Source organism: Longitalea luteola (assembly GCF_017356035.1).
In the GTDB taxonomy this organism is placed as follows: domain Bacteria; phylum Bacteroidota; class Bacteroidia; order Chitinophagales; family Chitinophagaceae; genus Niastella; species Niastella luteola.
The window spans coordinates 126,570-139,996 of record NZ_JAFIQX010000013.1; the positions used below are offsets into that span (position 1 = coordinate 126,570).

Annotated in this window: 11 protein-coding genes; 4 read left to right on the forward strand and 7 right to left on the reverse strand. The window is 44.4% G+C overall.

The window, feature by feature from the left end; genetic code table 11:
• Positions 1-86 precede the first annotated feature (86 nt).
• The 4 genes from JUB15_RS24750 to JUB15_RS24765 all read left to right on the forward strand — a co-directional run bounded on the left by JUB15_RS24750 (position 87) and on the right by JUB15_RS24765 (position 7,967).
• The gene (locus tag JUB15_RS24750; protein ID WP_207515343.1) at positions 87-1,304 is read left to right on the forward strand and encodes a FecR family protein; all 1,218 of its coding nucleotides are present in this window, start codon (positions 87-89) and stop codon (positions 1,302-1,304) included.
• Between the two features lie 372 nt (positions 1,305-1,676).
• The gene (locus JUB15_RS24755) at positions 1,677-5,162 is read left to right on the forward strand and encodes a SusC/RagA family TonB-linked outer membrane protein (RefSeq protein ID WP_207515344.1); all 3,486 of its coding nucleotides are present in this window, start codon (positions 1,677-1,679) and stop codon (positions 5,160-5,162) included.
• A gap of 53 nt (positions 5,163-5,215) precedes the next feature.
• On the forward strand, positions 5,216-6,586 hold the full coding sequence (locus JUB15_RS24760) for a RagB/SusD family nutrient uptake outer membrane protein (protein WP_207515345.1): 1,371 nt from the start codon (positions 5,216-5,218) through the stop codon (positions 6,584-6,586).
• A gap of 100 nt (positions 6,587-6,686) precedes the next feature.
• A complete protein-coding gene (locus JUB15_RS24765) occupies positions 6,687-7,967 on the forward strand; it encodes a redoxin domain-containing protein (RefSeq protein WP_207515346.1) in 1,281 nt (426 codons plus the stop codon).
• On the opposite strand, the gene JUB15_RS24770 is transcribed toward JUB15_RS24765, so the two are convergent.
• The 7 genes from JUB15_RS24770 to JUB15_RS24800 all read right to left on the reverse strand — a co-directional run bounded on the left by JUB15_RS24770 (position 7,948) and on the right by JUB15_RS24800 (position 13,078).
• Positions 7,948-8,997, reverse strand: a complete 1,050-nt coding sequence (locus JUB15_RS24770; RefSeq protein WP_207515347.1) for a hypothetical protein — start codon at positions 8,995-8,997, stop codon at positions 7,948-7,950. The genes JUB15_RS24765 and JUB15_RS24770 overlap by 20 nt on opposite strands.
• A 66-nt stretch (positions 8,998-9,063) precedes the next feature.
• The gene (locus tag JUB15_RS24775) at positions 9,064-9,285 is read right to left on the reverse strand and encodes a hypothetical protein (protein ID WP_207515348.1); all 222 of its coding nucleotides are present in this window, start codon (positions 9,283-9,285) and stop codon (positions 9,064-9,066) included.
• Between the two features lie 82 nt (positions 9,286-9,367).
• A complete protein-coding gene (locus JUB15_RS24780) occupies positions 9,368-9,859 on the reverse strand; it encodes a MauE/DoxX family redox-associated membrane protein (RefSeq protein WP_242696503.1) in 492 nt (163 codons plus the stop codon).
• Between the two features lie 228 nt (positions 9,860-10,087).
• Entirely contained in the window at positions 10,088-10,450 is a 363-nt protein-coding gene (locus JUB15_RS24785; RefSeq protein WP_207515349.1) for a helix-turn-helix domain-containing protein, read from the reverse strand.
• A 262-nt stretch (positions 10,451-10,712) separates the two neighbouring features.
• Positions 10,713-11,330, reverse strand: a complete 618-nt coding sequence (locus JUB15_RS24790; protein WP_207515350.1) for a fibrobacter succinogenes major paralogous domain-containing protein — start codon at positions 11,328-11,330, stop codon at positions 10,713-10,715.
• Positions 11,327-11,893 (reverse strand): hypothetical protein, encoded by a 567-nt coding sequence (locus JUB15_RS24795; protein ID WP_207515351.1) that lies wholly within the window; start codon positions 11,891-11,893, stop codon positions 11,327-11,329. Before JUB15_RS24795 ends, JUB15_RS24790 begins: the two co-directional genes overlap by 4 nt.
• Before the next feature lie 114 nt (positions 11,894-12,007).
• The gene (locus JUB15_RS24800; RefSeq protein WP_207515352.1) at positions 12,008-13,078 is read right to left on the reverse strand and encodes a right-handed parallel beta-helix repeat-containing protein; all 1,071 of its coding nucleotides are present in this window, start codon (positions 13,076-13,078) and stop codon (positions 12,008-12,010) included.
• Between the last annotated feature and the right edge of the window lie 349 nt (positions 13,079-13,427).

A 13,427-nucleotide genomic window follows, 5' to 3' on the forward strand; every position in this document is an offset into this window, starting at 1 on the left:
AACTGTACGTATACTCATAGCCCGTATCCTTCAATAACCATTTTTTACTTTAGAGATACGTTTAATATCTCTGCAAAACCAGTGTAATGCAGGACAATAGCCTAATCAATGAGATACTTCTTAAGGTAATTAGAGGCGAAGAGCTTTCTTCAGTGGAAAGTTCTAACCTGCAGGAATGGCTGACAGATGCAGAGAAGCGTAGGCTACTGGACGACCTGAGAGATACGGATTACCTGCGTGAGAAATTAAAAGAGGCAGCTGAAGTTGATGTGGCAGGGGCTAAAGATCTCTTTTTTCAAAGACTGGCTATCGGAGAGCGCAATAGCATAAAAAGGCAATGGCAATGGAAGTTGTTTCGAGATGTAGCAACAAAAGCAGCAGCAGTTTTGGTACTGGCTGCTGCTTCCTTTTTCTGGTTCTATAACCGCAAACAAGGCGGTGATACGGTGACAAAGGGAAAGGCGCAACAAGCAGAGATCATCATTGCCAATGACGTGGCGCCGGGTCAAACAAAAGCGTCGTTAACATTGGCCAATGGCAAAACGGTAGTGTTGGATAGTACGGTAGTAGGGCAGGTGGCGCAAGAGGGTGGAATTGTAGTTGTGAATACCAGGCGGGGACTCACTTACCAGAAAAACAGCGATGAACAAAATGATGTGTTGTATAATACATTAAGTACAAAGAATGGCGAAACATATTCCGCGGTGTTGGCCGATGGTAGTAAGGTTTGGCTGAATACAGGCGCATCGATCCGGTACCCGGTTACATTTACCGGCAGCGAAAGAAAAGTAGAAATAACCGGCGAAGTTTATTTTGAAGTGGCCCACGATGAAAGTAAACCGTTTTTTGTTCATACCACCACGGCGCAGGGCGAAGGAATGGATGTGCAGGTATTGGGAACACATTTTAATATCAGGGCATACCAGGATGAGGCGGGCATTAAGACGACATTGCTCGAAGGATCGGTGAAGCTAATACAAAACAATAAAGAGACTTTATTGAAACCCGGCCAGCAGGCTCAGGTGAACAATGGCAATATTAAAGTGATCGGTGATGTAAATGCAGAGGCGGTGATCGCCTGGAAGAACGGCTTTTTCCACTTTGACCATGCGAGTATAACGGAAGTGATGCGGGAACTACAGAAATGGTATAATATCGAGGCGGTGTATGCTGGCGCCAAACCAACCGCGCCGATCATCGGTGATATAAACCGGAATTTAATGTTGTCGGAAGTTGCAAAAATGCTTGAATTGAGTGCCGATCTACATTTGCGCATCGAAGGTAAAAAACTGATCGTACAGTAAGCCACTGATTAAAATAACGAACGCTGATCTTATTTACTTCTGGTCCTTTATTCTTTAACGGCAGCCTTGGTTAATGCCATTTAAATGTAAAACCATATGAACCATTTAAACACCCCAGCTACACTTACATTCATTTATCAGTTCCATCCAGGCTCTCCCCATTAAGCCGGGCCATAAAAAAAGCCGGCGTGTCCACGAAACACACCGGCAGAAAAAAGGCCAATAACATGACTGATTAGAAATCCTATTATCAAACCTTTCAACAACTAAGGTATGCATTTTCGCAATTACCTGCGGACTGTTATTTCCTATACAGCCGCCAATACCATTAACTGTTTAAAAATCCTTGTGTGTAAACAAACGTTGCGCGTTATGAAGTTGACAGCGATCATTTTAACCATTACCTTCCTACAGGTGCACGCTGCGGGGCTTTCGCAAACCGTTACATTTTCAGGCAATAATATATTGCTGGAAAAAGTATTCGCAGTTATAAAGCAGCAAACCGGCTATACGTTCCTGTACACGGCCGATGTTATTAAAGATGCCAAAAAAGTAAGCCTGCATGTAAAAGATGCTGCGCTGGAAGAGGTGTTGGGTCTGGCGCTGAAAGATCAGCAGCTGGGCTATCATATAGCCAACAAAACAGTCATCATTCGTAAAAAAGAACCGGAAACCAAACAGCCGGCTAGTAATATAACGGCGCCGCCCGGTGAGGTAAAGGGCCGGGTATTAAATCATAAAGGAGAGCCGTTGGTAGGCGCCAATGTGAAAGTAAAGGGAACTGCAATTGCAGGCGTTACCAATGCGGATGGCGCTTTTGAATTAAGAGGGGTAGATGAAAATGCACTGCTCGAGATCTCTTACCTGGGTTTTGAAACGCAACTAATAAAAGTAGGCGGCCGTACCACCCTTGCAGTACAGTTGAAACTCGTGGAAAGTGAATTGGAGGCGGTTTCCGTGTCGGTATATAACGGGTACCAGCGAATACCGAAAGAAAGGGCTACGGGTTCTTTTGTTCAGATAGATAATAAGCTCTTGAACCGGGGAGTAACGATCGATGTTCTTGGCAGGCTCGAAGGCATAGCCAGCGGACTGGCGTTTTACAGGAACAGCAAAACAGAGCAGCCTGCATTAAATATCCGCGGGCGCAGCACCATCTTTGCCAATGCATCGCCGTTGATCATCCTTGACAATTTTCCCTATGACGGTGATCTAAGTAATATCAATCCGAATACTGTTGAGTCAATAACCATTTTACGGGATGCGGCTGCCGCATCTATCTATGGCGTAAGATCAGCCAATGGCGTGATCGTGATCACCACTAAAAAAGGAAAGGCGAACCAGGCGCCCCAGGTTAACTTTAATACCAATCTTACTGTAGCAGCAAAGCCTGATTTGAATTATCTGCCAACGATGCCGGCGGAAGATTTTATCGAGGCTGAGCAGATATTCTTTTCAAAGGGTTGGTACACCGCTCAGGAAAACAGCGCATTTAAAACCCCGTTAACCCCGGTTGTAGAATTGCTGATCAAACAAAGAGACGGGTTGATCTCCGCTGCAGAAGTTGATCAGCAGATAGCGAACTTTAAACAATACAAGGCAACCGATCAATACGAAAAGCTGTTTTTCAGAAACAGAGTGCTGACTCAAAATGCATTGTCGGTAAGCGGTGGGTCCGGCAAATCACAGTACTTCCTCACGCTGGGTTATGATAAAGACCAAAGCGGTTTTAAAAGGAACAGTTATGAGCGGTACTCGATCAATGTGTTCAATACTTTTAATCCATTTAAGAATATTGATATTAATGCCGGATTTATATACACGAATACCAGGACCGATAATAATAATCCGGGCATCAACGATTTTATTTCACCGGTTGGAAGGAAATACTATCCGTATGCTCAGTTTGAAGACGACTACGGCTTTGCCTTGCCGGTAAGTTTCGGTTTCCGCGATACGTATAAAGCGCTAAAGGAAAGCCAGGGATTTCTCGACTGGCAGTACCGGCCTTTGGATGAGCTTAATATGGCTGATAACACCACATTGCAGCAATATAACCGGGTAAATTTTGAGATCCGGAAAACATTCAGCCGGAGTTTTAATATTGAAGTAAAATACCAGTATGAAAAACAGGTTGGGAAGAATGAGAACCTGATGAGCCAGGAGACGTATTTTACGCGCAACTTAATTAACGTCTATTATAATCCTGCAGGCACCATAAAATATCCGGTGCCGCTAGGTGGTATACTTGATCAGGCAAACAATGAATTGCAGGGCCATACGGGCAGGGTACAGGCAAATTTCAATCCATCCTGGCAGAAACACAGAATAAACGGCATTGCTGGTTTTGAAGTGAAGCAGCTTGAGGTAAAAAGCTACCAAAGCAGGTTATACGGGTATAATCGCGATATCGCGACAAGTCAGCCGCTTGATTTTGTTACGAGATTTCCAACGAACCCGAATAATGTCCCTGTTCCGATCCCGTATCCACGAACAGTAACGGATGTGATCGACAGATATCTCTCTTACTATGCCAATGCCTCTTATACTTACGATGACCGGTATGTTCTTTCCGCCAGCGGCCGTTTCGACAATACCAATTTTTTCGGTATAAAAAGCAATCAACGGGTGGTACCCTTATGGTCAACAGGTTTTAAATGGAACATCTCCAACGAGGCGTTTTTCAAAAGGGGCTTGTTGGATCAATTGGCGCTGCGGGCAACGTATGGGTATAATGGTAACGTGAATAAAGACCTTACTGCGTATACAACTGTCAGATATGGTACAGATGCCCTTACCCGTATGGCTTTGGCAACTGTCGTGAATCCACCCAACCCTGAACTGAGATGGGAAAAGATCAGCATGATTAACCTGGGCGTTGTTTTCGCTTTAAAGAAGAACGTATTGAATGGTACCATCGAATATTTTAACAAAAAAGGAAAGGACCTGATCGGTGATGTGGCTATGGATCCTACCACGGGTATTACCAGCTTCAGGGGTAATTTATCGAATATCAGCGGGAAGGGCGTTGATGTACAGCTGACCGGTAAAATATTGAACGGGCAGCTTTCCTGGAATGCCACTGCTTTATTCAGCCATGCCATTGACAAAGTAACCAATTATACAAAGACATTTTCCGGCGGAGCATTGATCCAGGGTGGAGTTGGTGATGCCTCCAGTTTCACCCCGCTGGCAGGCCATCCCGTATTAAGCGTGTATAGTTATGCATGGGGCGGTTTGGATCCTGCTAACGGTGATCCGCTAGGCGTGGTAGACGGTAAACCATCAAATGACTACTCTGCTATCTTGGCTGCAACTGCGGCCGAACTTGTTTATCACGGCCCGCTGAACCCGCCCATTATAGGCGCTTTCAGAAATGATCTGTCCTGGAATAATTTCTCTCTCTCGGTAAACATCACTTATAAACTGGGTCATTACTTCAGAAGGCCATCGATCGATTACGGCCAGTTACTGAACTTCTGGGCAGGTAATAAGGATTTTGCGAACAGATGGAAGAATCCAGGCGATGAGGCATTTACCAATGTGCCTTCAATTCCTGGTCAGCTTCCCACAGTAGGCAGCAACAGGGATTACAGGTTCTATGCGAATTCAGAAGTGCTTGTAGAAAAGGCAGACCATATTCGCCTGCAGGATATTGTACTGGGTTATGATCTTGATAAGGAAAGGTGGAGAAGGCTGATCTTTCAGCGTGCCCATATTTATTGCAACATTAATAATGTAGGAATATTATGGCGGGCGAATAAATTCGGGATAGATCCGGATGCTGCTCCCCATGCACTGACGCAGGTGTTACCACAGGCTCGCAGTATAACGCTGGGCGCCCGTTTCGATTTTTAAATGTGGCGGAATAAAATATTGGGGTTTTCTGTTCAATCATAAAAATTATGCACATGCTTAATTATAAAATATTGCTTTTTGTATTCACAGTTTTCGCTATCATTTCCTGCAAAAAGGACTGGATAGAGATCAAACCAAATAAATCCCTGGATGTTCCAACCTCTGTAGAGGATTTTCAGGCTTTATTGGATAATTCGCCCATTATGAATGACGGACATCCGTCACTGGGCGAGGTAAGCGCCGACAATTATTATCTTCCGTATAATATCTGGCAGAATTGGGGATCAGTAAACAGGTATGCGTCGATATGGGAAAGTGATATCTATAATAATTTAAGTACTGATAATACCAATTGGAATTTTTCTTACCGCCAGGTGTTTTATGCCAATATCGCGCTTGACGGTATTGACGCGGCAGGTTCACTGGCAGATAATTCACCGGCATGGAATAATGTAAAGGGCAGTGCGCTTTATTACCGCGCTGATGCTTTCTTTAATATATCGCAATTATTTACAAAGCCATACAGTTTAACGTTTCCCGACCAGTTGGGAATACCCCTGCGGTTGAGCGCTGATCCCAACGAAAAAACAACCAGGGCAGGTTTACAGGACACTTACGATCGCATTTTGGAGGATCTGCATAATGCCATAGCTTATTTACCCGATACAGCACTGCATAAAACGAGGCCTTCCAGGGCGGCAGCCTATGCTTTGTTATCAAGAGTATATCTCACGATGCAAAATTTTTCCAAATCATTGCTGTATGCAGATTCAAGTTTGAAAATATACGATTCATTACTGGATTATAATACGCTTAAAACAACTGTGGCTAATCCAATTCCCGGGCTCAATAAAGAAGTGATCTTTCAGGCGACAATTGCCGATGATCTGCAAGCTACCCTCAATTGTATCGTGGATTCGACACTGTATAAAAGTTATGCCGCCAATGATCTTAGAAAGCAATTGTTTTACAAAGTAAATGCCGCTGGTCAGGCAAGTTTCATTGGGACTTATACCGGCGGTACGGTTGGTACAGGCAGCAAGGCTTTCGGCGGTCTGGCAACAGACGAAGTATACCTTACCCGGGCGGAATGTTACGCCCGTACAGGCAATGTTACTGCTGCCATGAATGACCTGAATAAGTTGCTCAGTAAGCGGTGGAAGACCGGCACCTTTGTGCCTTTTACCGCATCCAATACGAATGAAGCGTTAAATCTTATTCTGGAGGAACGCCGTAAAGAAACTCCTTTCCGTGGGCTGAGATGGATAGATCTGCGAAGGTTGAACAGCGAGGGTGCCAACATTACGTTGACCAGGAATATAAATGGGCAACTATATAGCTTAGCGCCCAATTCCCCAAGGTACGTATTGCCCATTCCTCCTGATGTTATTGCTATTTCCGGAATACCGCAGAACGAACGATAATCATTGATAATACTTGGTTGATTCAGAGCAGCGCTACACTCCGGCACGGATCTGCATTTGGTCCGTGCCCCTTTTTACTTTATGGCTCAAACTTTATTATATGAAAACAGTATTCCTTTCCATCTCCCTGATGTTAGCGGTCCTGAATGTAAGCACCTCGCAGTCGGTTAAAACGTATCAATCAAATGGATCACCTATAGACCAGTTCTGCCCCAATTTCGTATTCGATACCCTGCTTAACCACCATAAAGAAAAAATAGCTGTAAGTGATTTAAAAGGAAAGTTCATTATATTAAATTTTTTTGGAACCTTTTGCCTGCCTTGTATAGCTGATATTCCAAAGCTGGAGCAGTTGCAGAAGAGATTTGGCGATACGCTGCAGCTGTTAATGGTGGCAACAGACGGCCTGCAAAAGGCAGAACAGTTTTATGCGGCCAGGAAAAATGATAATATGCCCATGTTTTTGCCATGTGCCGTCAATCAGGAAGCTGTTAACTATTTTAAGATAACGTCCGTTTCAACATACGTGTGGATAGATGATAAGGGCTATGTAAAAGGTATTACCGATCATTCTCAAATTACGGAGCAAAAAATAGCTGAGTTTCTCAGGGGTAAAAAGTTGCAGGTACGTCAAATGGCAAAGGATACCAGGCTGGATCCTAAAATACCTCTTGTTGAAGCTGCCAATGAAATAGACAGTAACAGCGTGATGTACAATTCGACCCTTACAAAGCATTTAAAAGGCATCAGATCCACTTATTACTACCCCAAAAGACCGAGGTGGGGGAAGCTTTATGTCTACAATATGCCTGTCAGGAATTTGTACCAGATAGCCTTTGGAGATACCACGGGACCTGTGCCGTACAGCAGAACGGTGATAGAATCTTCCCATCCGGAAAAGATCGCCTGTCCCAAAGAGGAGGATTTTGAATTGTGGAAGCTTAACAATACCTACTGTTATGAGCTAATGGTGCCGAATGATAAGAAGGAAAACATGCAGCAAATAATGCAGGATGATTTAAATCACCTGTTTGGGTTGAATGCATTTATGGAAACACGAACCATGAAATGTTTGATACTTAAAGCGGATAAAAAGGCGAAGTTTTCAGCAGACACTTCTGCGGCGCCTCAACTTGTAATTAACACAGCAGGTATAACGATAAAAAATCATCCCTTTGCCGTGTTTGCCGAGGGTATCAGGCATTACCACCAGGATAAGATCTTTATTGATGAAACCGGGATAACTCAAAGAACGGATATTGCCTTAGTGGCAACAATGAATAATGTGGAATCCTGTAATAATGCGCTTAAGAAATATGGGTTACGCCTTGAATATGAGGACCGCCCTGTAAAAATACTTGTTATCCGTGATCCGGAATGATGCTCAAGTCATACATGACAACATTCTTACCATAGACAGCATACAGGTTTTTGCCGATTACATGGAATTGGTGCAGTTTCTTTCCTTCATGTGCCGGAATATAAAAGCTGCCTTTGTAGCTCCCTTTCTTCAGGTCATACATATCAATAACCGAATTCTCTGCATGGTCTAACTGGTATTCATTGTCTGCTTTAATGGCAGATTGTAAATAGAGTGTGCCTGCTGCTACAGCGCCTAAATAGTTAACAAACTTCGGGGGCGATTTCATTGTCAGCGATGAACCAACGCGCGCAACCTTAATTTCCCTTTTGGAGATGGTATCAATGGTTCTCGCTCTTAGTGTAATGTTCAGATTGGTATCCATGCATATAAAGCCGTTCTGATAAAAGTACGTGTAACAGGCCAACCGGGTGGTTGCATCAAAATATAACACGCCATCAGTAAGAAAATTGCTTTGGCCGTTTCTGTCGCTGAACTGGTCATTGAACCTGGCCGCTGTGTTGTTCAGGTTGATCTTTGTAAATATCGGGTCTTTTGAGAGTGGGTCGTTTGTTCGGAGGATGAAATTGTCTTTCGAAATACAGGCTTCTTTACTATAAAAGTAGGAGAGCGCATGCTTGCGTACGGTTCCGTCATTCAGATCATAGGAAATGATCCCGGGCATGTTTCTACAGGAAACGTATATATGATGATCCTGGAGGAACATGCGAATTCCGGAGTTGATCTTACTATCGGGTTGAATTTTCAGGGCGATATGTTGAAATGATGCCAGGTCTGGACCGGACACATAAATACTATAAGGACTATTACCCTGAAATAATAATCTGCCGGAATCATTGCCGATCATCCTGTTGATAACAACCGGGAAGGCAATCCGCGCACGGGGAACCAAAGCCGCACCAATCAGCCGTCTCGTGAATCCATTTTTATTATTTTGAACCTTCTTTGAAATAAAGGCCAGTGTGCCTATTATAGCAAATGATGCAGCGAATAATACAGATAAGATCAATAAAGGATGCGTCCTGCGCATAATCGTCTGGTTAAAAACCAACCACCGACAGGGCCGTCAGTGGTCAGTTGATATTTGAATAGATTTTTACAATGGATCGATGATAGGAACTTTTTCGGTGACCACCTCATGTGTAAAATCATCTTCGCAACATTCAATGTCGGTTTGATTGAGGCAAAAGGTGCCTCCGGGATCTACAACACTGCACGGGAATGCCTCTTCCTGTGACTTCGTTGCATTGGCGGTAGTTGTTCCGGCAATGGCCAGAACAAGCGCTAAAGCGGCCAGTGATAATCTTGTTTTTTTCATAACTAGGTGCTGTTTTGGTTAAAACAGTAAAATTTTAGTTGATTCATACCTACTCTGTTATAGGTTTTCGGTTTCCCCTAACTTACGCGTAAATATCTTTATGCTGCATGACGGCGCCTGCAGCTGAAATGACTATAAAGAATACATTGAATACAATATGCTCATTCCACGACAAATACTCCAGCACGCCCCCACAGGAGCAGGGAATATAGTAGCTGAAATTCAGCATGATCAATAAATACGCAGTGAATGAGCTCATCAAAAAGAAAGAAGCATACAAACCAATAAGCCGCATCTTTCTTATAACCAGTAGAGCGGAGATCAGGATCTCTACCGCCGGGATGCCCCATGCAAGCTGCTTTGAAAAGGAAGTGATAAACGGCGATTTGCTTAATTGAACAGTAAAACGATCATAATCCGATACTTTGCTTAAGGCAGCATAAATAAACAGTATTATCAACAAGGAACAGATCACCTCGATGATCGTGTTCTTCTTTAACCAGGAAAAAACGGTTGGTTTTTGAAAAACAGTCATACTAAAGAAGTACCTGCTTCTTAACATTGCTTTTTTCATAAAAAAAGGTTTGCTACCAGGGCCAGCAGCCATGTGTCGATCATTCAGATAATATATCAGGGCAGTGCGCTTTCCTGAGCAGAAGGTTTAACAATGTGCCAGCGGTTTATAACAATGCAAAAGGTAAGAAGGTGCCTGGGTGTTACCAGAACTGAGTGCAAGTTACGGGTTGAAAATTGGCGATTCCGGTTAAAGTCATGGCGAATCCGGTTTTTCTGGCCTTTCCGGTTAAAGGAGCATGGAGGGAAATTTGTTACCCGAATGTTTTTTTCTCCATTCCAGCGGTGGCATGCCGGTTGTTTTCTTGAACTGCTTTACCAGGTTGCTTACATCATAGCCCACTTTAACCGCAACTGCTTTCACCGGTTCGTCTGTCGTGAGCAGCATTTCTTTTGCTTTTTCAATGCGGATGCTAACGAGGTATTCATTAATTGTTTTTTTATTTACCAGTTTGAACGCTTTGCGCAATTTACTTTCGTTGGTGCTTACCCGCCTTGCCAGTTGTGCATGCGTATTGTTGATGCGATATTCATTTTCCAGGATGGTCTTTACCTGTGCAATCTTATGCAGGTCATCGTTTGATAGTTTCATGTGAGGTTTTTTAGGAATTTTTTGCTAACTCAATGAATGAGCGCCTTCATACCTGTTACCCTGGCAGTGTAAGTTTTGATAGGAATGATTACTGTTCTGCTACCCGCGGCAAAATTAAATGCTTTTGGGAGTACATTTAATATTTAAATATTGCGTATATAAAGAAAGTAGTGTACATGCCAGTTAGTAGGAGCGCAGGTGGCAGTCGATCGTCCATGCAGGCGAAAATGACATATTTGTTTGAGGGGGAATGTATAGCTGCTTAATCTTTTACACATCGTACAGCCAGTCCGAAGTTACTTTCATAGCGATTTCGTTGCACATCGGCAAAGCCGGTAAAGAGCCGGGAACTCCAGTCGTATATTTCATAACTCCGTGTTGCCGACCACCAGTAGCCATTGAAGTCGATGGTGTGGTAACTACCGCCGTTGCAGAAACGGTAACCGCCAAGTCCTTTTGCTTTTACTATTTCTGCCATCGCAGGTTTTGTTTCCAGTAAACTAATCAGGGCGGCAATTTCTTCATCGGTGGGTATATGCCAGCCTTCGGGTGCAATGTTCCGGCTGTCGTTAATGGCGTACCAGTTATAAAGCCGGCCATAAATGGCTGCATTGCCTGCATCATTGTTGTAATTACACCAGGCGCCCGTAGTACTGGTGCTCCACGCTGTGGTGTCTTCAATATGCGGTATGAGATCACCATTGCGGTACCGGGTCACCCGTAGGTTTTCCGCCATCCATACTTTGTTACCAATGGTAACGGTGGCGTACACGTGTCCATCGATGTCTGTAACCTGGTTATCAGCCTTGCCGGTGGTGCAATGGGTTAACCCTGTAAGCAGTATGATGTACAAAAGATCTATGCAGGTGTTCGGTTTCATTTCATGTAGAATGTTTGTAAGCGATCGTTTTGCCAGTAATAGATGTGCGTGCGTACCTCCAGTTCCAGCAGGGCAAAACCGTTGGATCTCAGGATCAGTGATTGTATCCGGGGCAGCACCACATCGATCTGCGCCGGCGGTGCAACGGCTATTCCATGAAACAGCCCGTGTTCTTTATCATTATAAGAAATGTACGGGTGTTCCGGTCTGTAGTGTGTAAAGGAATGACTGGCTGTGCCCATGAAAACGATCAGTTGCACCAGGCTATCTTTTTTCAACAAAAGCGCATAATCAGCCAGGCGATCGTCATTGATGTCGGTACGCGCCCAGCAGTGATTATAACTGCTGTCGTAAAAAGACCACCAGGTCCTGCTGTAATCGTTTTTCTCCACCATCCGCCATTGGGGAAAATGTACGGTTACATAATCAACTAAGGTGTTGGGTAACCCGTATGCGTGTTGTAGGGTGGTATCAGTACTGGTGGCAGCAGCTGCTGCCTGTTTCACCCGATGATCGCAGGCAACGAGCAGCCATATACTGACCAGCCAGATCCATTGAACCATAGAAGAGATCGTTTTATAAAAAGCCACATAAGCACAATAAGAGGCCGGTCTGTCACATGTGTACTTTATGTGAAAGACTGCTTTCAAGATGTGCCTATGTGGTTGAATACGTAATTACCAGGTACCATTGGCAGCTGTATACACCTGGCCATTCACTGCAGTTCTGCAGCTGGTGGTTCGTACATGTTGCACATTGGGATGGCCGCCAGATACTGTGCCGCCATTCACCCGCGTGTTGGATGCATCTTCCAGAAAAATGCCATGGCTGGTGGAGTTGGCAATATCTACGGTGGTTACCGTGGTGCCATTGCTGCCCGAAACACTGAAGAAACCGCGGCCACTGTTACGGGAATATACCTTGGCGCAGGTTACATTGGGGCCATTGTTGTTAGCTACACGGAAGGTAGCGTAACCACCGCCGTTGTTGTTGTAGCTGCCGGTTACAGTGCCTACACTGCCGTTCCTGGACTGGTTCAGCAGTACGGCACAACCACCGGTGTTGTTACAGGTAACACTGCCAATGTTGAAACCATCCACGCCATACGTTTCAATGGCATGCGTGCCTGAGCCGCTGATGTTGATGTTGCCGTTAATGGTTAGGTTGCTGGTGGCAGCAGTACTGTGGTCAACACGGATGCCCAAACCTGCAGTGAGTGACATGGTGATATTGCTCAGTACCATATTGCTGCAGCCTTTGAACCATATACCATACCGCGGATTACCTGTAACGCGGAGGTTCCTTACTTCGATCTGGGTTTTCCGGTCGCCCTGTACCGGCACTATCAGCAGGTCATTGCTGTTACAGTTGAAGGTGGTGCCAACAAAATCAAGAATGGTGTAGCTCGGAATGTTAACAGCTTTGATAGCGCCGCCAGAGTTGCCCGAGCTGCCTGAATTTTTAATGGTTACTGTCTCTTTGGAAGTTCGTCCGGCGGTAAGGTTGTTACAGGCGGCCTGAATGGCTGCGATGTAATCGGTACCCGTATAGCGGGTTACACCGTTCACCCTGGCAGTCCAGGTACCATTGGTAACAAATACTTCTCCGGAGGCTTCTGTGGTGGGATTTCGTTCAGGTCCCTGATCCTGTTCTGGTGTTTGTTCAACCTGTTTTTTACAACCTGCAGCAGCAAGCATGGCAGCGGTTGAAAAAACAAGCAATGCAAGCGTTAGTGTTTGTTTTTTCATAATAAGCAAGCGTTTAATTGAATGGATGCCTACTCTTAAGATTTTCGGCTTCGTCTGTGGATACTATTTGCAAATATTTTCCAGTAAACTAAATGTAAGTTATTGCCCGGTTACAAAGCAACCTGTACCATCCTGTTGGCATTGCCAGCTAAATCGGGTGTTCATGTGGTATAGGTACATACGTATTATATTATTTGTACGTTTTTATAAATTAATTGTCAAAAGAACAAAAAAGCTGATGAGATTGCTTTTAAAGTAAGGCGGATGTAATGAAAGAGCGCCTGTTTCAATAGTGCGTTCGTATTGATCGTCTGCCGGGCAGACCGATCTCTTTTCCTGGCGCTATGCG